This window comes from Thalassospira sp. (genome assembly GCF_002709775.1).
Taxonomy (GTDB): domain Bacteria; phylum Pseudomonadota; class Alphaproteobacteria; order Rhodospirillales; family Thalassospiraceae; genus Thalassospira.
Map to the genome: position 1 here is coordinate 20,436 of NZ_PAQR01000028.1, position 19,291 is coordinate 39,726.

Annotated in this window: 18 protein-coding genes; 8 read left to right on the forward strand and 10 right to left on the reverse strand. The window is 55.8% G+C overall.

The genetic code is table 11. The features are described from left to right. Nucleotides 1-41 precede the first annotated feature (41 nt). Together sseA and CMO10_RS11325 are read right to left on the reverse strand one after the other, a co-directional pair. Nucleotides 42-899, reverse strand: a complete 858-nt coding sequence (gene sseA, locus CMO10_RS11320; protein WP_297022042.1) for a 3-mercaptopyruvate sulfurtransferase — start codon at nt 897-899, stop codon at nt 42-44. A gap of 171 nt (nt 900-1,070) precedes the next feature. Continuing rightward, the gene (locus CMO10_RS11325) at nt 1,071-1,781 is read right to left on the reverse strand and encodes an alanyl-tRNA editing protein (RefSeq protein ID WP_297022045.1); all 711 of its coding nucleotides are present in this window, start codon (nt 1,779-1,781) and stop codon (nt 1,071-1,073) included. A gap of 254 nt (nt 1,782-2,035) precedes the next feature. Here CMO10_RS11325 and CMO10_RS11330 point away from each other — a divergent pair, with 254 nt between their 5' ends. From CMO10_RS11330 to CMO10_RS11340, 3 genes are all read left to right on the forward strand, one after another. After that, nucleotides 2,036-2,719 carry a hypothetical protein gene (locus CMO10_RS11330; RefSeq protein WP_297022049.1) on the forward strand — a complete coding sequence of 228 codons (684 nt, stop codon included), beginning with the start codon at nt 2,036-2,038 and terminating at the stop codon, nt 2,717-2,719. A gap of 87 nt (nt 2,720-2,806) precedes the next feature. Beyond that, the gene (locus CMO10_RS11335; protein ID WP_297022051.1) at nt 2,807-3,334 is read left to right on the forward strand and encodes a hypothetical protein; all 528 of its coding nucleotides are present in this window, start codon (nt 2,807-2,809) and stop codon (nt 3,332-3,334) included. Between the two features lie 298 nt (nt 3,335-3,632). Then, nucleotides 3,633-3,911 (forward strand): tyrosine--tRNA ligase, encoded by a 279-nt coding sequence (locus tag CMO10_RS11340; protein WP_297022054.1) that lies wholly within the window; start codon nt 3,633-3,635, stop codon nt 3,909-3,911. Nucleotides 3,912-3,959: 48 nt separating this feature from the next. On the opposite strand, the gene CMO10_RS11345 is transcribed toward CMO10_RS11340, so the two are convergent. Together CMO10_RS11345 and CMO10_RS11350 are read right to left on the reverse strand one after the other, a co-directional pair. After that, nucleotides 3,960-5,123, reverse strand: coding sequence for a PA0069 family radical SAM protein (locus CMO10_RS11345; protein WP_297022057.1), 1,164 nt, complete (start codon nt 5,121-5,123; stop codon nt 3,960-3,962). Nucleotides 5,124-5,194: 71 nt separating this feature from the next. Next, nucleotides 5,195-6,835, reverse strand: a complete 1,641-nt coding sequence (locus CMO10_RS11350) for an inverse autotransporter beta domain-containing protein (RefSeq protein WP_297022060.1) — start codon at nt 6,833-6,835, stop codon at nt 5,195-5,197. A 355-nt stretch (nt 6,836-7,190) separates the two neighbouring features. Between CMO10_RS11350 and CMO10_RS11355 the strand changes: the two genes are divergently transcribed. Continuing rightward, nucleotides 7,191-7,823 carry a LysE family translocator gene (locus tag CMO10_RS11355; protein WP_297022062.1) on the forward strand — a complete coding sequence of 211 codons (633 nt, stop codon included), beginning with the start codon at nt 7,191-7,193 and terminating at the stop codon, nt 7,821-7,823. A gap of 53 nt (nt 7,824-7,876) precedes the next feature. Here CMO10_RS11355 and CMO10_RS11360 read toward each other — a convergent pair whose 3' ends face one another. The 4 genes from CMO10_RS11360 to CMO10_RS11375 form a co-directional block, all read right to left on the reverse strand. Then, nucleotides 7,877-8,035: a hypothetical protein gene (locus tag CMO10_RS11360; RefSeq protein ID WP_161794619.1), complete on the reverse strand. Its 159-nt coding sequence runs from the start codon at nt 8,033-8,035 to the stop codon at nt 7,877-7,879. A 1-nt stretch (nt 8,036) separates the two neighbouring features. Continuing rightward, nucleotides 8,037-9,611, reverse strand: a complete 1,575-nt coding sequence (locus CMO10_RS11365; RefSeq protein WP_297022068.1) for an L-lactate permease — start codon at nt 9,609-9,611, stop codon at nt 8,037-8,039. Between the two features lie 182 nt (nt 9,612-9,793). Beyond that, on the reverse strand, nt 9,794-10,813 hold the full coding sequence (locus CMO10_RS11370) for an LLM class flavin-dependent oxidoreductase (RefSeq protein ID WP_297022071.1): 1,020 nt from the start codon (nt 10,811-10,813) through the stop codon (nt 9,794-9,796). 129 nt (nt 10,814-10,942) lie between these two features. Next, nucleotides 10,943-11,833, reverse strand: coding sequence for a LysR family transcriptional regulator (locus CMO10_RS11375; protein WP_297022074.1), 891 nt, complete (start codon nt 11,831-11,833; stop codon nt 10,943-10,945). Between the two features lie 110 nt (nt 11,834-11,943). Between CMO10_RS11375 and CMO10_RS11380 the strand changes: the two genes are divergently transcribed. Further along, the gene (locus CMO10_RS11380) at nt 11,944-13,311 is read left to right on the forward strand and encodes an MFS transporter (RefSeq protein ID WP_297022076.1); all 1,368 of its coding nucleotides are present in this window, start codon (nt 11,944-11,946) and stop codon (nt 13,309-13,311) included. A gap of 64 nt (nt 13,312-13,375) precedes the next feature. Here the strand turns inward: CMO10_RS11380 and CMO10_RS11385 are convergent, their stop codons facing one another. Then, nucleotides 13,376-14,374, reverse strand: a complete 999-nt coding sequence (locus CMO10_RS11385) for a cysteine synthase A (protein ID WP_297022079.1) — start codon at nt 14,372-14,374, stop codon at nt 13,376-13,378. Between the two features lie 139 nt (nt 14,375-14,513). Beyond that, complete coding sequence (locus CMO10_RS11390) at nt 14,514-15,125, reverse strand: NUDIX domain-containing protein (RefSeq protein ID WP_297022081.1); 612 nt, start codon at nt 15,123-15,125, stop codon at nt 14,514-14,516. 291 nt (nt 15,126-15,416) lie between these two features. Here CMO10_RS11390 and CMO10_RS11395 point away from each other — a divergent pair, with 291 nt between their 5' ends. From CMO10_RS11395 to CMO10_RS11405, 3 genes are all read left to right on the forward strand, one after another. Further along, nucleotides 15,417-17,048, forward strand: coding sequence for a diguanylate cyclase (locus CMO10_RS11395; RefSeq protein ID WP_297022084.1), 1,632 nt, complete (start codon nt 15,417-15,419; stop codon nt 17,046-17,048). Nucleotides 17,049-17,129: 81 nt separating this feature from the next. Beyond that, nucleotides 17,130-17,639, forward strand: a complete 510-nt coding sequence (locus CMO10_RS11400; RefSeq protein WP_297022087.1) for a GNAT family N-acetyltransferase — start codon at nt 17,130-17,132, stop codon at nt 17,637-17,639. Between the two features lie 188 nt (nt 17,640-17,827). After that, on the forward strand, nt 17,828-19,288 hold the full coding sequence (locus tag CMO10_RS11405) for an aminoacyl-histidine dipeptidase (RefSeq protein ID WP_297022089.1): 1,461 nt from the start codon (nt 17,828-17,830) through the stop codon (nt 19,286-19,288). Nucleotides 19,289-19,291: the final 3 nt, after the last annotated feature.

Consider the following 19,291-nt stretch of genomic DNA (forward strand, 5'->3'; position numbering starts at 1 on the left):
CGGGTTTCTCATCTTAAATGTCTGAAGGGATCAGATCGGTCTTATGCCGGGCCGGTATCGACCGGGCTGTCTTCGGTTGTGGCCCACTGGGCCCAGGAGCCGTCATAAACTGCGACCTGTTTATAGCCCGAAATGTAGGCGCCCATTGCCAGAACGCACGCGGTCACGCCAGAGCCGCAGCTTGCGACCACCGGTTTGCCGAGGTCTACGCCCGCCTTGTCAAATGCGGCCTTGATTTCGGTTGCTGATTTGAAGGTGCCATCAGTGTTCAGAAGCTCGGTAAAGGGCAGGTTATAGGAGCCGGGAACGTGGCCGGATTTGCCCCAGGGATCATCGACCTCGCCGCGGAACCGTTCGCCCGCGCGGGCATCGACCAGCTGTTCGCGTTTGGTTTTGACGTTCGAGAGAACCTGATCAAATTCACGCAGCAGGAAGCTGTTGGCGCGTGCGGTGAAGTGGCGTTCGCGCGGCGGGGTCGGGGCATCGGTCACCGGGCGTCCTTCGGCCAGCCATTTCGGCAAACCGCCATCAAGCACAACAACGTCATGATGACCAAAATGACGCAGCATCCACCATGCGCGGCACGCGGCAAGGGCGGAGCCCTGTTGGCCATAGACCACGACACGGACACCGTCACCAAGGCCGAGCTTGCGGACCTTGGCGGAAAACTTGATCGCATCAGGCATCATGTGCGGCAGCGGGGCGCTATCGTCGGCGGCGATATCATCAATATCAAAGAAAACCGCGCCCGGAATATGTTCTGCGTCATAGAAGTCGCGGGCATTCTTGTTTTCGGCTGGCATATACCAGCTGGCATCGACGACGCGCACGTCCGGTGCATCAAGGTGATCCGCAAGCCATTGGGTGGAAACAAGGGCGTCGGAAAGTGGGTTGGTCATGGACAAGCTCCGATTGGCAATGGTGTGATTCCGGTTGGCTCCGGGATCATTTTAAATTGGTCCTGAGTTTCAGTCTAAATTTGTAACGGTCCTGCCGTCCGCTGGCAACCGGCAGTCACAGCGCGCTGTTGGGTTTGCGCGCCATCTGCCGGTTGTCAGATATAATGCACGTCAGTCTGCAAAGACGACGTTGATGCGGCGGTTCTGACGGCCTTTCTTTTCGATCTTCGATACTGTGACCTTGCCGATTTCACCGGTTTTGCGGACATGGGTGCCGCCACATGGTTGGAAATCAATGCCTTCGATGGTGACAGTGCGGATCGCGTTGCCATCCATCGGTGGCTGCACGGACATGGTGCGCACCAGTTCCGGATTGGCTTTAAGTTCGGCCACCGTGATTTCACCATCATACACATCGGCATCGCGTGCGATCAGCTCATTGAGCTTTTCGGTGATTTCGTCCTTATCAAGTGCTGCTTCCGGCAGGTTGAAATCAAGGCGTGCCTTGTGGGCGGCTATATTGCCGCCGGTCACATCCCCCTCGATCACGGCACATAGTAGATGCAGGCAGGTGTGAAAGCGCATCAGCTTGTGACGGTTGTCCCAGTCAAGCTCGGCTGTGATGGCATCACCAACCGCGGGCAGGGGGTGATCATCGGCAATGATATGCAGGATGCGTCCGGTTTCGCGATCCTTGACTGTGGTTGCGACAGGTAATGCCGTGCCATCGGCAAGGGTCAGGGTTCCGATATCGCCGGACTGTCCGCCTGCTGTGGCATAAAACACGGTTTGATCAAGCTCGATGCCGCGATCTGAAATGCTGGTGACGGTGGCGGTGCAATTCTGTGCATAGGCGTCTTCGCGAAACAAAAGACGTGTCATGTTTCTCTCTTCCTTCCCGTGTGGTGGCGTTCTTGATTTCTCCGGCCAGCGCGCAGGTCCTTGGCGGGGCAGGTAGATGCGCAGGGCCGGTTTGTTGGTTCATGGTGCGGTGGGTGCAAAGGCGTTGTCGAGCACAAAGTTGCTGGGGTGCTCAACCGTGGAATGTATAAAATTATACATAAATATTAGATTTATGTTGAAATATATACGAAGTGTATGGTATCGGTGCCGTGTAATTCAGGAGTACAGCAGCCGTGCCAGCCGTTATTCATGTCAAACTTTCCGGTGAAGGGGACTTCGGGCCGGTGGATCTCGAATGTGCGATCCCGCCGGCGCGTTTACCTGTGGTGATGGCGGCTCTCTTCGGGCAGGCGCCGTCTGGAGCGGGCATGATGGCGGGGCCTGTATCGGCAGGACCAGCAGTGCGGGCGCAAGGGAATGTGCAGAGCGCTTCTGATGACGGGCGCAGCGTGCAACGTGCAGAGTCTGGCGCGACTGTATCTGACAGTGCTGGGCGTTTGAGTGATGATTATGCTCGCGATGCTGCGGGTGGGGGAACCGCAGTAGGTGCGGGGCAACCAGTATCGGGATATGGCGGTGACCTGGCAGTTTCGGGTGCCATTGATCCCGGCATGTTTATCACCGGATTTGTCGGAAGCTTTGGCGATCTCGTGGCGCGCTTGCAGCCGCGTGGCTTTGCCGAGACGATTTTGCTTGCTGCGATCTGGCTGCAATATCGTGATGGCAGAAGTTTCGTCACACGTGGGGACGTGCGCCGATTGCTGCGCCGTCAAGATCATCTGCGGATGCCGCGAAATTTCAGTCGCGATTTCCATGCAGCGGTGCTGCGGGGTTACCTGGAAGAGGTCGAAAACGAGGACGGATATACCGTTGCCGGCGATGGCTTCCAGTGGTTCCGTCAAGAGTGTAGAAAATAATACAAAAAGTCGAAAAAGATATTGACGAAATGTATGATTGTTGTATCTTTTTTGCAGGGACAAACAAAAACGGGTGGGACCAAAATCATGAGCGAGTGGGAAGTCAGAAGCAGCTGCCGGGTATGGCGCGGGCGTTATGTCATCCGTGGGGATGTTGATCGTATCGCCAATGACATTGTTGAACTTCAGCAGAATCGTTTCCCGGGGCTTGAGACCGACAAGGTTTCGCTTCGGGTTGTGACCATGGCCGTGATGTCAGTTCTGGCCGAGGAATGCTGCGAAGATGGTGTTACCGCGGCCGAGCTTTCCTTCCTTTTGACCACCTGCCTTGGCATGCCGATTTCACCGACCCGCATTGAACGCGAAATGGAAGGCCTTTCGGGGCTTGTCTGGACCGGAGAATGGGGTGGTGAAACCCTGTATGTCATGGAAAAACGCGGTCTGCGCTTCTTTGAAAACGCACGCGCAAGGGCGCTTTCCGAAGATGGCAATGTGACTGCCAAAGACCGCGAAGGTGTTGCTGCCAGCGAGGCACAGGAAGCAATCAACGCCATGATTGATCCGGCCATCATTAGCGAACCGGCAGCCCACGCACGTTATCGCGTGGTGAGCTAAAAGTTCCGCTAACCAGCTTATCAATCAAGCTTTCGTCGCACCCGCCGGTTTTCTGGCGGGTGTTTTCTTTGCTGGGAGGTGCTCTAAATAAGCGGCTTGACCAAACCAAAAAAGCGCCATATGCATAAAAGCATGGAAAACATTGTTACACATCAGAACGCCTATTTTACGTCGTGCACATAGCGCGGCGCCTGTTGATGTTTGTAAAATAAACCAAGACCGGCTGCCCCAGGGCGGCCTTTGTTTTTTCCATGAACCGGTTTGCCCGAGGTGGCTTCACCAACAAGGAAACCGGAAAATGACCCATATTTCTATTGCCGATCGCATGCCGACACTTGATTTCACGCCCAATGCCCTGAAAGACGGGATTGGGGTGGTGCCGCTTATTCTGATGGCGGGTTTTGCCGATACCAGTCTGGCCGCAGGCGAGCTTGTCGCAAGCGGAGCTGTCAGGATCGAAGGCAGGCCGATAACCGATCCGGATCATCATATCCTGAGCTACGCCTTTGATGATGGCGAAGTGCTGCGCCTGACGGTTGGCGCGAAAAGCACAATGCTGATCCGGCGTGCGGATTGATCAGCATGCCATATCGAGTGCAGGCGAGGGGCGATGTTGCTGGTGGTGTTAAAACAGCGACATTTGCCCGTTCGCGCAGGGGCGTTTGAAACCGCTGCAATCAAGGTTAAGTGATCTGTTGACCAGATCATGCTTTTTGCGCGCAGTTTCAAAACGTTTGGCGATCAGATCGGCAATCGGGCCGGTGCCGCGCATGCGGGTGCCAAATTCCGATTGATAGGTTTGACCATCGCGCATCTGGCGGATTAGCGACATCACCTTGGCCTTGCGGTCCGGGTAATGGGCATCAAGCCATTCTTCGAACAGATCCGCGATTTCAAGCGGTAGGCGGAGCACGATATGGGCAATCGATTGCGCCCCGGCTTCCTTGCAGGCGGCGACGATCTTTTCGATTTCCATGTCATTGAGGCCCGGGATGATCGGCGCGCACAGCACGGTGACTGGGATGCCGGCATCTGAAAGCTTCCGGATCGCCTCAAGCCTTCGATGCGGCGCAGAGGCGCGCGGTTCAAGAAGGTTTGACAGCCGGTGATCAAGGCTTGTGACTGAAACGGCAACCGATGCTCGATTTCGGGCGGCCATCGGCGCGATCAGGTCAATGTCGCGGGTAACCAGTGCGCTTTTGGTAATCAGCGAAAAGGGATGCTGGCAGTCAGACAGGACTTCGATGATGGAGCGCGTCAGGTTCTTTTTACGGTCAACTGGCTGATAGGGATCCGTACTTGTGCCAATCACGATCGGGGCGGGTTGGTAGGCCTTGGATGAGAGTTGCTTGCGCAAAAGCTGGGCGGCTTCCGGTTTCCAGAAAAGCCTGGTCTCAAAATCAAGCCCCGGGGACAGGCCCAGATAGGCATGTGTCGGGCGGGCAAAGCAATAGACACAGCCATGCTCACACCCGCGATAGGGGTTGATCGACCGGTCAAACGGCACATCGGGGCTTTGATTACGGGTGATGACAGATCGCGCGCCATCTATGCCAAGGGTGGTTTTGATGCGCGGCGGTTCCTGTTCTTCAAGCAGGTGGGTGGCCCAGCCATCATCAACCGCCTGATGGATATGTCTTTCAAACCGGCCATCAACATTGGACACGGCCCCGCGCCCCTTTTGTCCGCGGGCGGGCAAGATGTTCGGCTCACATCCCGCGTTTGACCACCCATCATCAAAAATGGCGGTAGGGGTTGGATCGGACGTCTGTGCGATGTTGTTCTTCATGTAGACATGATAAGGAACAAAAGAAGAACGTTCAAGTTAAAGGCGATGGCATAAATTTGTGAAGTATCAGCTCAGGGGCAATTGGTGCCGTTTGTCGTGATTGTTCCTGTAACGGTGCCAAGGCTGCCACCAATGTAACACGTGGTGATGTTGGACGTATTACCTGTACCAGACAGGTTGGATATATTTACGCTTCCAGCAAGCAAAATGTAACGTTTGGTGGCGGCCGTCCCTGTTGTGTAAATCTTGTTGTCGTTGACTCTGATGTTTGAGTTGGTGCCACGGATCGCCAGGAAATGAGAAGTGCTGCCATTGGCAATTATGGATATGTCATTATTTTCAATTGTAATATTTTGACCGTCTTCGATATCAAAAGTGGATGCAGTTGACCCGCTGACGGTTGTTGTCAGTTTGTTGTCGCGAATTGTGACATTGTTCTTGCCGGCGATTCTCACGATGGTTGTGCTTGATGACCGGGTAAGGTTTGCCGTCACACCAATCAGGCTGCTGTTATCGGCCATGTCAAAGAAGCGGCCGGCGCCACTACCACCGCCGCTGTCACCCGGGCCCGAGATTGAGGAATCTGGGATGGTGACCGTAACCGGACGCCCTGTCGGTGTTTTGATGTCGAGTGCACCTCCGCCGACAATTGTTTGCCCATCCTGAACATTGGTGATGGAACTGACATTTGTGTAGTTCCCGCTCAGCACAACGGTGGAATTGGCACCTGCATTGGCAATGGCGGTGGCAAAATCGCCCGCCGACGTTGAATTGCTGTTTAAAAGCGTGATCGTTTCGCCGTCCGCTGTTTGGGTGATTGCGCTTGCTTCCGAGAACTGTCCGGCCTGACTGACCACATCAATGTCGCGGATGATCGGATCGGTCATGCGTCGTTCCATCGCTGTCAGGCGTGGTTTCGGGGCATCGCCAAAACCTTGTAAGGGGATACGAAGGCGGAAGCTGGCAAAACCCTGCGTGCCGCGTGGACTGTCATGCTGAATTTCAGCCCCGAGCGAGAAGCGCGATCCTTCCCATAAAAAAGGAACTTCATCAAAGGTCAGGTCCAGTCGCCCACGCGGACCCTGTACCGTATCAACACCGTCTTCCGTAAAGCGATAACCACCCGCATAGGCACGGAGTTGCTGTCCAGCATCAGCCTTAAATAACGGAATGCGCCAGCCAATTTCCCCGTCAAAACCTCGCAGGGCACGTTCTTCGCCCTGACTATACATCAAGGTGGTGCCGCTCACATCGACAGTACTGAGGCTGTCCTCGAAGTATTGTGTGGTGCCGATGGGGACATAGGCATTGGCGCGAAAATCCCAATCAAGCGACAGGGCCTCTGCGCCGAAGGTCAATTGGTTGAATTTGTTGCCATAGGGGCTGTGGCGGCGGTCAAAATACCCGTAGCCGCCAATGTTCCATCCCGAATCAAGCATCTGACGGATGCCAAGACCGAAGTTCCCTTCGTGGCTGTTATTGTCATCCATCCGGGCGCGAAGGCTGGTGAAGGTCAGTGTGTCCTCATCCTGCCAAAGCGGAATGAACAGGTCCGTCTCGCCAATGTTACGGTCCGTCCCGCCTTTGCCTTCCAGATCAATATGCGGTCCCCATTTTGGGCCGGATGGTTCTGCGGCGGCATGGGCAACTGTTGCAGCTAGCAGAAAGGGGGCGCAAAGGGCGATGGAGCGGATGGATCGGGTAACGTGCATGTTTAACCTAGTCAGCAGGGCTCACATTGCGCCTGCGGGTGCAGGCACATTGCCAAGACATCAGAAGATTTTGCTCGTGGGGAGTTTCGTGCCCCGCCGTTGCATGGCTTTTGCCATGTTGATTTTTATTGAAACGACCGTAGTGCCGCCTGATCCTGGCGGCCACTTCTATTCTTTATCATTTTCCCAGAAGTTATCATTTTCCTGGTCCCGGCAGGCTGACCGGATCGGGCAGGGAAAATGTATGGTCACAATGATTTTCTTGCTGGTTGATCGAGCCGGGATATAGTCAAGACAAGGTGCGAAACGTCATCTGTCAATGCGCACCGTTTGATCATTTGCAAAGGATCGCCCCATGGATTGGTCACAGGTTTTGAGTTTTGCGCTGGTTGCGTCACTGCTTGTCATGTCGCCGGGACCCAATGGCGTGCTGGTCGCAAAAACCGTCCCGACATCCGGGCGCGCGGCCGGGATGGCCAATGTCGCCGGGTTCGTCAGTGCCTTTTACCTGCACGGAACATTGTCGATCCTTGGTATTTCGGTGATTCTGGTGCAATCGGCACAGGCATTTATGATCGTGAAGTTCCTTGGTGCGACCTATTTGTGCTGGGTCGGGTTCAAGGCGCTGCGTGATGCATGGCGTGGGGTGAAAACCGTTGCCGAGGTTTCACCGGCAAAGCGCAAGCGCACGCTCATCAAGGCCTATGGTGAGGGGTTCTTGACCAACGCCCTTAACCCGAAGGTTTCGATCTTTTATCTGGCAGCCTTCCCGCAATTCATCCCCGTGGGTGAGGGGGCGGTGACGTCGGCCTTCATGCTGGTCTGCCTGCATGCGGCGATCAATGCCGTGTGGTTTGCCGCCATGATCATGTTGCTGGCGCGTCTCACGCGTTTTGCCGGCAGTGGCCGTTTCCAGCGCGCGCTCAAGGCAACTACAGGGGCGGTGTTCATTGCCTTTGGCGTCAAGCTGGCAGCGCTCCGCCCGTAAGGTTTTTGGCAAGTTTTGAAAAGTGCCCGTCGTCCGTTTGGTCGGCGGGCCTTTTATTTGCGCGCGACGATCAGCGCCATGATCGCGCAGAACAGGGCGAACAGGATGTCGCTTGCGGCAATGTTGTCTGTCACCAGTGCTTCAAAGGCCGCGATCGGCAGAATGATCGAGGTCAGGACGAGAAAGACCGGATTGAACAGTTTCTGTTTCATATTATGCGCCCCCGTTCATCGTCGTGATCAAAAGAATGCCTAGCGCCATGAAGCCGCAAAGAGCGGTCAGGATGACACCGGTTTTAAGAACGACCGACAAGACCGGTCCTTCCTTGCCCGACAGACCCACTGTCGAACAACCCACCAGGATTTTTGACGGGGCCAGCATACTGCCAAGCGATGCGCCCGTTGCCTGTGCGGCAAGAACAAGGGCGGTCGATAGACCGGAAAGTTCGGCTGTGTGGCGCTGGAACATGCCAAAGACGACGTTGGAATTGTTGGTGCTGCCGGTCATGAAGGCACCCAGTGCGCCAATGGCGGGCGAGATCACCGGATAGGCGACGGCAAAGGCGCCTGAGAAGATCGCTGCACCGCCTTCGGCCAGGGCATAGGTCATGCCCGCGTGATCCATGATGATGGCAAGGCCGATCACCGGCACCATGCCAATACTGGTCGGAAGGCCGCTTTTAAGCGTGCGTTGCCAGATGCGTTTGCCAATCCCGTTATCGTAATGGCGGCGGAGCTTGAAGAAGGTAAAGCTGATGGCAGCGGTATAGAGCAACAGCGCACCCGGATGGCCAAAGATGGCGATGGCCTTGGCACTTTCGGCTTCGATCACCCAACCGGCTGCTGTGGCGGTTTCCGGGAAATCAAGCGTGAAGCGGGCCGTGCCCAGAAGCATTTCAACGGCCGGGACAAAGGTCGCGAGAGTCACCAGAACGATGAAGACCAGATAGGGTGTCAGCGCCTCGATCAAAGGCATGTGGTGATGATCATCGGCAACCTGTTCGGCGACATCATCGGGATGAGGCTTCCAGAACCGTGTCACGATGATCGAGGTAACCAGTCCGGCAATACCGGCGGTCAGGCCACCCAGCGTCCACACACCGTAATTGGCCATGAAATACTGCACGACACCCATCACACCGGAAATCAGGACCAGCGGCACAATGCGGCGGCGAATGGTGCGGAACCCGCCATCCAGCCACAGCACAGCAGCACCACACATAAAGCCCGACAAGCCCAGAAGGATCGCGGAATAATGGGTCAGTTCCGTGCCCGGAATGCCGGTCACACCAATCAGCGCTTCGAACGAGGTCGCCATATTGCCAAACAGCACCGACCAGCTATGGCCAATCATCGGTGCGGCAACGGCCAGCACGGGCGAAAAGCCCATGCCCAGTAAAAGCGGTGCAACAACGGCAATCGGAACGCCAAAGCCTGCAACGCCCTGCAGGAAGCTGGCAAAGACGTAGCCCAATATCAGGAGTTGTAGCGGGCGATCATCGGTCAGCGATCGAATGGCGCGCCCGATGGTCTTGATCGCGCCAGCTTCTTCGGCCGCGAAATAAAGGATCAGGGCTGCCCAGACGATATACAGGATATAAAGGGCCAGCATCACGCCCTTGGCCTGGGCGATGATCAGCATGTCGGTCGGTGCGCCAAAGAAGAAGACGGCAAGGATGACCGTCACAAACCATGCGGCGGCACCGGCGCGCGCAGCACCCCAGTTGGCCTTGATCATTAGAAACAGAATGGTCGCGATTGGCAGGGCTGCCAGCAGGAAGTCGGTCATGAAGGGCGCACCATAACCTTTTGAAACATGGGGCTATCGTTGATGGATTCAACGGGAGGCGCATATTGTCCGACCAATGATGCAAGCGCAAGTGGTGTGTTCTGGTATTTCGTATGATGAAATGCAAATGCCGGACTCTCATGGAGCCCGGCATTTGCGAAAAGCGTATGGTCTGTCGGCCTTTAGGCGCAGTCTTTATTGTCAGACTTTTCGTTAATTTCCCCAAACAGATCAGCGGCAATTTCAAAGGATTTCAGACGTGCGGTCTGATCATAGATGTTGGCAGTCACCATGATTTCATCGGCGCTGGTCATATAGGCAAACTCACGCAGTTTCTTGCGCACCGTGTCACGGCCCCCGATGGCGGCGTAGCGCATGGCGTGATCGACGCCGGCCTTTTCAACGCGGTTCCAGACCTCGTTCATGTCCTTGACCGGTTTGGGCAACTGTCCGGGTGTTCCGCGCCGCAGATTAAGGAACTGCTGCTGCATCGAGGTTGCCAAATATTCACCTTCCTCGTCGGTATCAGCTGCAAAGAAGCCCATGGCGGCAATCGCATAGGGTTTATCAAGCTGTTCGCTTGGCTCGAACCGGTTGCGATAAAGGGTGAGCGCATCCATCAGCATGTCGGGTGCAAAGTGCGAGGCAAAGGCGAAGGGCAGGCCAAGGCGTGCCGCCAGATCAGCAGAAAACAGGCTGCTGCCAAGGAGCCACATCGGAACCTGTGATCCATAACCCGGGACGGCACGGATCGGCGGGTTGCCTTCAAGCGGGGCAAGGAATGCCTGAACCTGCAAGACATCCTGAATAAAACGTTCTTCGGAACCATGCATATCGCGGCGAAGGGCGGCGGCGGTGCGTTGGTCCGTACCCGGCGCACGGCCGATGCCCAGATCAATACGGCCGGGATGAAGCGCATCAAGGGTGCCGAACTGTTCGGCGATCACAAGCGGCGCATGGTTGGGTAGCATCACACCGCCCGAACCGACCCGTATGGTTTTGGTGCCCGCCGCCACATGCGCCATCACGACAGACGTCGCGGCACTCGCGATGCCGGGCATATTGTGATGTTCGGCCAGCCAGTAGCGATGGTAGCCAAGCTTTTCGGCATGTTGCGCAAGCGCCAGTGTATTGCGCAGCGCGTCAGAGGGATGTTCACCCGCATTCACCGGGCAAAGATCAAGAAGGGAATATCGTAGCATAGCCAGACTTTCGGTTTGGCGCGGGAATCGCAGAATTGGTTTTTTGCGGCGCGCCTGATTTCACGGTTGGCATTAATCTAGCGTGAAATTTCCCCCATGCCAGCCCCGAAGGCAGATTGGTTGGCCGGGTCAGCCTTGGTGGGCGCTCAGAGTGCGGCTGACGAAATTACGCAGTGCGGTCGAGATGTCATTGCTGCGATAGGCAAGCGAGAGCTGTGCAATCGGGACTTCGCCTTCGATCTCGCGATAGGCAACGCCCTTGGCTTGCAACTGCGTCATTGGTTTGGGAACCAGTGAAAAACCAAGTTCGGCGGCGACGAAATTGATCACCGATCCCAGCTGCGGGGCGATCTGACCCATTTGGGGTTCAAATCCGGCGTCACGACAGGCTGTGACGACCTTGTCGTAATGGGTCGGGCCGACAGCGCGCGGGGTCAGGATCAGGGCCTCGTCACAAAGCTCGGAAAGGGCAACCTTTTCTCGCTGCGCAGCCGGATGTCCGGACGGCAGGACGAGCACCATCGGTTCGCTTGAAATCACATGCAGGCGAATGCCATCACCGGCAATCGCATCCTGACGCAGAAAGACCGCATCAAGGCGTTCATCATTAAGGCCAGCGACCAGCTGGGCCGAGTTGGCTTCTTCCAGCGTCATTTCAACGCCGGGGTAACTGCGCCGGAAGTCACGAAATACCCTCGGGACAGAGGGGCTGAAGGCGGCAGATGCGGTAAACCCAACCCGGATGGATCCGACTTCGCCGCGCCCGGCCCGTTGGGCGGCGCGAATGGCGCGCTCTGCGAGATCAGGGAATTGGGCTACGACCTCAAGAAATGCCGTTCCGGCTTCGGTCAGTTCGGCCCCATGCGGCAACCGGTGGAAAAGGGCGGTTCCGATTTCATGTTCCAGGTCGCGGATTTGCTGACTAAGTGGCGGTTGCCCTATGCCAATGCGCGCAGCCGCACGGGTAAAGTTGCCTTCGCGGGCGACGGCAAGGAAGTAGCGGATATGGCGCAGTTCCATTTTGATATATCCAAAACATATCACAAAAGACACTTCCATATATTGGACGGATGAGGTCGAGAGTGCAATCATAAGCGTCACCTTTTGATTTGCTCCAAATGAGGTCGCAAATGGCTGTTTCTCGGGAAAATGCCCAGGAAGCACATTCCGCAGTTTCTGAAAGTGCCGCTGATACGGCGATATCTGATGCGTCGCATGATATGCGTTCGCTCAGCCCGCTCGCGTCCACCAACGTCGCCGAAACCGATGATCCAGTGGGGATCATGCCGGGATCGGGTGCGTTTCGCCGTATCAGCATTGCACTGTTTCTGGCAGGCTACGCTACCTTTTCGCTGATTTACTGTGTGCAACCGCTTTTGCCGGAGCTCGCCGGGCATTTCATGGTCGGGCCTGCGGAAAGCTCGCTTGCGCTGTCACTGACGACCGGCTTTCTCGCCTTCGCCATTTTATTGGCCGGGGCGGTGTCCGAGGCCGTCGGGCGCAAGCAATTGATGCTGATTTCCATTTGTGTGGCATCGGTTCTGAACCTGATTGCACCGTTTCTGTCGGACTGGCATGCGTTTCTTGTCGTGCGCGCGCTTGAAGGGCTGATGCTGGGCGGGGTTCCTGCTGTTGCCATGGCTTATCTGGCTGAGGAAATCGATCCCAAGGGCCTTGGCATGGCGATGGGGATTTATATCAGCGGCACGGCAATCGGTGGCCTGAGTGGCCGTGTTGTGATTGGCTTCCTGACCGATCTGTTTGGCTGGCATGTTGCCCTTGGTGCGATGGGGGCGCTTGGTCTTGTCGCGGCCCTTGGATTTGCCATCCTGTTGCCGGCATCACGCAATTTCGTGCGCCGTCCGGGCTTTCAGGTGGGCTATCACGTGCGCGCCTGGGGCGGGCATCTGAAACATGCCGGCTTGCCGTTCGTGTTCCTGATTGGTGCCTTTGCCATGGGCTGTTTCGTCACCGTGTTCAACTATGTCGGGTTCAGGCTTTCGGATGCGCCCTATAGCCTTAGTCAGAGCCAGATCGGTCTGATCTTTGTTGTCTATCTGTGTGGCTCGGTGACCTCATCAGTTGCCGGTGCACTGTCTGACAAGATCGGCCGTGGTCCGGTGCTGGTCGCGGGCTTGATGCTGGCCGCCGTTGGGGTCGGCTTGACGGTGGCAGACAGTCTTTCGGTGATTATTGGCGGGATCGTCATCCTGACCAGCGGGTTTTTTGTCGCCCATTCGATTGCCAGTGGCTGGGTCGGGCGGCTCGCCGAAACGGCCAAGGGCCACGCATCGTCGCTTTACCTGCTGGCCTATTATCTGGGTTCAAGCATCATGGGATCGGTCGGTGGCTGGTTCTGGGATCAGGGCGGCTGGAACGCGGTGGCGGGCTTCGCCGGTTCGCTGTTGCTTTGCGGGCTTTTGTGCGGGCTTTACCTTTGGGCGCGCGCGGCACAGGCGGCCCGCCAATCAGAAATGCAGGTCGCTCGAACGGCCTGATCAAAACAAAACCCCCGCCACATTGGACGGGGGTTTAATCTTTTGGAACGGATTTGGGCCGGGCTTAGAGCCAATCAGGGCTCGGCAGGCCTTTTTCCTTAAGGAAGGCGGGGTTCCAGAGCTTGCTCTGATAGCGGGTGCCAAGGTCACAGAGAATGGTGACGATGGTTTTGCCCGGGCCAAGTTCACGGGCAAGGCGCACCGCACCAGCAACGTTGATCCCGGTCGAGCCACCCATGCACAGGCCTTCTTCCTTAAGCAAGTCAAAGACGATCGGTAGCATTTCCTCGTCCGAGATCTGGAACGGGTGATCGATTTCGATGCCTTCAAGGTTGGCGGTGATACGACCCTGACCGATGCCCTCGGAGATCGAACTGCCTTCGGATTTCAGTTCGCCGAACTTGTAGTGGCTGTAAAGCGCCGCACCCATCGGATCGGCAAGACCGATCTGGATGTTTTTGTTGCGCTCCTTAAGGCCCATGGAAACACCAGCCAGCGTGCCGCCGGTGCCGACCGCACAGATAAAGCCATCAACCTTACCATCGGTTTGGTCCCAGATTTCCGGGGCGGTGGTGTCGATGTGACCCTGACGGTTGGCAACGTTGTCGAACTGGTTGGCCCAGATCGCGCCATTTGGTTCGGACTGTGCAAGTTCTTCGGCCAGACGGCGGGAGACATGCACATAGTTGTTCTGATCACGATAGGGGACGGCAGGTACTTCGCGCAGATCAGCCCCCAGAAGACGCAGAAGGTCTTTCTTTTCCTGGCTTTGCGTTTCGGGGATGACGATCACGGTGCGATAGCCCAGCGCATTGCCCACGGTGGCAAGACCAATGCCGGTATTGCCAGCCGTACCTTCGACGATAACGCCGCCCGGTTTCAGAAGGCCGCGCGCCTCGGCATCGCGAATGATGGCAAGGGCAGCACGGTCCTTGACCGACCCGCCCGGGTTTGCGTATTCCGCCTTGCCAAGAATGGTGCAGCCCGTCAGCTCGGAAACCTTTTTAAGCTTCACAAGCGGGGTGCGGCCAATGGCTTCGATGGTGCCATTGCGAATGTCCATGACAGACTCCAAACATGGTGATTTCAAATGTGTTTGATAGTTGATTGGTCTTTTTGCACACAAAAGTCAAGGCAGTTTAAAAAAATAACACGTAAAATTTGTGTGATTATCGCTTTTCCCATCAATTGCGGTGAACTGTTCAAACCCCTGAATTCTGCCGAAGTCGATCACGGTTGAGCATCAGCCACTGGACCGCGATGGTCGTCATTGCATTGCAGAGTTGTCCATTCTGCAACATCGCAAAGCATTCTTCCGCCGAGACGGTAAAGACCCGAATGTCTTCGCCTTCCTCGGCGACACCGTGCAATCCGCCGACATTGGTGGTGTCGACCTGTCCGTAATACAGGGTGACGGTTTCACTCGAACAGCCCGGCGTTACGTAATAGTGCGATATCAGTTCCGGCGTCCCGATGATGTTGCATCCGGCTTCTTCATGCGTTTCGCGGCGGGCAACGTCTTCGGCCGTTTCACCGTCTTCGATGATGCCAGCGACGATTTCCGTCAGCCAAACGGGCATATCCGGATTGCTGGCCTGTACTGATATGGTGCCAGGTCGGAACTGTTCAATCAGGACGACTTCGTCGCGCACCGGATCATAGGGCAGGACGGACACGGCGTGACCACGTTCGAGAATTTCGCGCTCGAGAATATTGCTTTGGCTGCCGTCAAATCGGTCATGTTGCAGGCGATAGACATCGATCTTGCAATAGCCGTCCCAGGTGCGTTTCAGGTCAATTATTTTAAATTGCATGGGTTTCACAGAGTTTCTCCCGATATCTGCGGTCTTTATGGTGGCAGCGTGGTGATTTGTCATTGTTCTTAATATTCTATTATGCTTATGTGCATTCGGATTTATCTATTGTTGGTTGATACCAGACCGTTTTCGCGGCGGGGTGCCCTTCGTCGGGGTAGGGGCGCCATCCGCTGGTTTCAATTGTATCAGAACTGGTGTAACCTTTTGGATATGTCGGGCACGGAAACAAGTCGCAAATAACTGTGCTTTAATTCAGGGTTTAGTGTCTTTGGGGGATACAGGACGTTGATGCGGTTCGAGCCAACGGAAATCGCACGTCTGTATGGGCGGTCACGTGTAGGTGTTGTTGTACACAAGGATCTTGAAGCTGTGTATGTCAATGATGCCTATGCGAAAATGCTGGGCCGTCGGGATGTTCGCGACTTCATGAGCGACCCTGACATGCATCAGTATATCCCGCCAAGCTTCCATCACGAGGCGGACAAGCTTTCCGAGAATTTCCAGAACAGCAGCGGCTTCCACGGCTGGAAGAAGGTCTATAACATCCGGACGGACGGCACCCCGGTCTGGATGGAAATCAGCGACGAGACCGTCGAGTGGGAAGACGGCAATGCGGTTCTGACGACAGCCCAGATGATCGACAATGGCACGACTGCGATGCAGGTCGACCACATGCTGGGCCGATCCTTTATCGGTGTCATGGTCCATCGCAACATGACAGCACTTTACGTGAATGAAAGCTTCGCCCGTTTGATGGGGGCGAAAAGCGCCAGTTCATTCATGGAAAATCCCAATATCCTGCGCTTTATCCCGGAAGAAAACCGCCCGCGTGCGATCAAACATGTTGCCGCCATCCTCAATGGTGAACGGCGCGGTGACCGGCACCGCGTACGTGATCTTCTCGATGATGGTAGTTCGGTTTGGCGGGATCTCACCGATGAGCGCATTCTTTGGCATGATGGCAAGCCCGCCATTTTGACGACCGCGCATGATGTCCGCGATGAAGTCGAGATGCATCAGCAGCTTGTCCGCGCCAAGGCAAGTCTTGAGCAGGCGGTAACCGAAGTCATCCGGATGGTGCCATCAGCGGTTGCGATGCTTGATGACAATCTTGAAGTTGTTCATTTCAATCACGAATTCTCACGCCTGTTCGGGGGCGAGAAAACCGATGATGACAGCCACGGTTTTGATATTTCGGCGTTGCATGAATGCTGTGCCGAGATGAAGCGAAACGGCCATGGTCATGCGACGCTTGATGAAATGGAAACGCCATCGGGGCGGTTGGCCGATATCCGCATGAACATGATGGATGATGGCGGCGTGATGGTGTCGGCCACCGACATCACCGATCACAAGCGCAAGGAACAGATGCTTGATACGCTGGCTTCGACCGATGCGCTGACCCGCGCGCTTAATCGTCGCGGCTTTGAAAGTGCGGTCAGCCGTTTGCGCGAAATTCGCCACCTGAAGGACAAAAGCTGGATCTTTGGTCTGATCATCCTTGATCTGGATTACTTCAAGAACGTCAATGACACCTATGGCCATGCAATAGGTGACCGGGTTCTTGAAAAGGTCGCCGATACTCTGCGCCAGGCCTTGCGTGATGATGACCTTGTGGTGCGTCTGGGCGGTGAAGAGTTTGCGGTGCTTTTGCCATCGGCAACGGCCGCCGTGACCAAACGCATTGGCGAGCGGCTGTCGAACATGATCCGCGAGATCAAGGTGCCGATCGACAAGTCCGGCAAGCAGTTTGTCCATGTCACGGCAAGCTTTGGCGCGACCGTGGGCGGCGAAGGGCGTCAGAACTTCATCGAGCTGGCGGAGGCCATGAAGGTCGCCGACACAGCGATGTATGCCGCCAAGGACGCCGGCCGCGATCAGCTGATCTTTCGCTTTTCCGGGGAAGAAGCCGATAGCTGATCGGCTGTTCTTCGATTAATATTCCCATCAAAGTTTCAATCCGCTGCCAAACCCTTTGGCTATGTGCTTAGCGAGGCGTTGATGCATATTCGTCCCATGACCCCGTCCGACGGGGATCGCGTTGTTGAAATCTATGGCCGGGCGATCAAATCCGGCCATGCCACATTTCAGGAAGACCCGGGTACCTGGGAAAGCTGGGATCAGGGACATTTGCCCGAATGCCGTCTGGTTGCCTGCGATGATAACGACATGGTAATCGGCTGGGCCGGGTTGTCGGGCGTTTCAAACCGATGTGTTTATCGTGGCATTGCCGAGATATCGGTTTATGTCGACCCGGATTGTCAGGGGCAGGGTGTTGGCAAATCCCTTTTGGCGGCACTGATCAAATCCAGCGAAGAGCACGGCATCTGGTCGCTTGAGGCCGGTATTTTCCCGGAAAATGAAGCCAGCATTGCCCTGCACCAATCCCTTGGCTTTGAAACGGTTGGCCGTAAACGCGGGCTTGGACGTATGGGCTATGGCCCGATGGCGGGGCTTTGGCGTGATGTCATGCTGTTGCAACGCCGTAGTCAGGTGGTTGGCGTCAATTAACGTAAAATCTTGTTGCGCAGATTGGTGTCTTGATCGCGTTAATTGCGGTTAACGCCCTATTTTTTCGAATTTGTATGTGGCTTGGGTAAAAACGCCTTGGGCATGCTTTAAATTCGCGCGGCAATAAGGTAATCAACAGGTCTGGGTAAGTGAGAACCCGTAGACGAAAATTTGCCAGGAGCGCCACCGTGAACGAGATCCGTAAAATTGCGCCCGTCGCAATCTGGGACAATTTCCAGAAACTTTGCGATACCCCGCGTCCGTCCAACAAGGAAGAAGCTGTTTTGCAGCTTCTCGAAAAGATGGCCGATGACAAGGGCCTTGCGCATTTCCGCGATAGCGGCAGCAACCTTGTTGTCTCTGTTCCGGCAAGTGCGGGATTTGAAGACCGCAAAATGGTCATTCTGCAGGCCCATGTCGATATGGTGACCCAGGCCAATTCTGGCTCGACCCACAATTTTGATACCGACCCGATCCGCATGGTAATGGACGGCGAATGGATCACGGCCGACAACACCACCCTTGGTGCTGATAATGGCATTGGTGCTGCGGCCATGATGGGCTTCATGACCGAAGATGGTCTTGAGCACGGACCGCTTGAACTTCTGTTCACGGTTGATGAAGAACGTGGCCTGACCGGTGCGATGAACCTTGAACCGGGCCGCCTGAAAGGCGAGGTCCTGCTCAACCTTGATACCGAAGACGAGTATGAGCTCTGCGTTGGCTGTGCTGGCGGTGGTGATCTTGTGGCAAGCTATGAATATGCAGAAGAAGCCGTTGGCGCCGGACAGGTCACGCGCGAGATTGCGCTGACCGGTTTGAAAGGTGGCCATTCAGGCATTGATATTATTCTGGGTCTTGGCAACGCCAACAAACTGATGGCGCGTTTCCTGCGCACTGCTATCCGTGATTTTGATGCGCGTATCGTTGCGATCAATGCCGGTACCGCACGCAACGCCATCCCGCGTGAATCGTTTGCCACCATCGTCTTGCCCGAAGGCAAGGCTTCCGATTTTGAAGCAGCTCTTGGCGCATTTGCAAATGACGTCAAAGACGAAATCGGCGCGATTGAACCAAACTTCGCCATTCGCGCGACCGAGGCAGATCTTCCTGCCAAGGCGATGAGCGCAAAAGACTCCAAGGCATTCAACAATGCCTGCGTTGGTGCGCCGAACGGTGTTCAGGCCATGAGCACTTCGGTCGAAGGGGTTGTAGAAACCTCGATCAACCTCGCCATCGTCAAGCTTGCCGATGGTAAGGCCGACGTCACCTTGTCTGCGCGCAGCTCGATCAACTCGGCCCGCGATGCCATGCGCGAAGTGGCAACGGCGGTGTTTGAAAATATAGGCGCGTCGGTTGCCTGGGGCGATGCCTATCCGGGCTGGAAGCCGGATGCCAACAGCGAAGTGGTCAGTCTGATGAAGTCTGTTCACAAGGACATGTTTGGCAAGGAGCCGGAAATTCGCGTGATCCACGCGGGTCTTGAATGCGGTGTTCTGGGATCAAAGTATCCGCATTGGGATATGGTTTCGTTTGGTCCGACCATCAAACGTGCCCACAGCCCGGATGAATGCGTGCATGTCCCAAGCGTTGCGCGCTTCTGGGATTACCTTCTGGCGGCGCTTAAGGCGATCCCGGCCAAAGGATAAAAC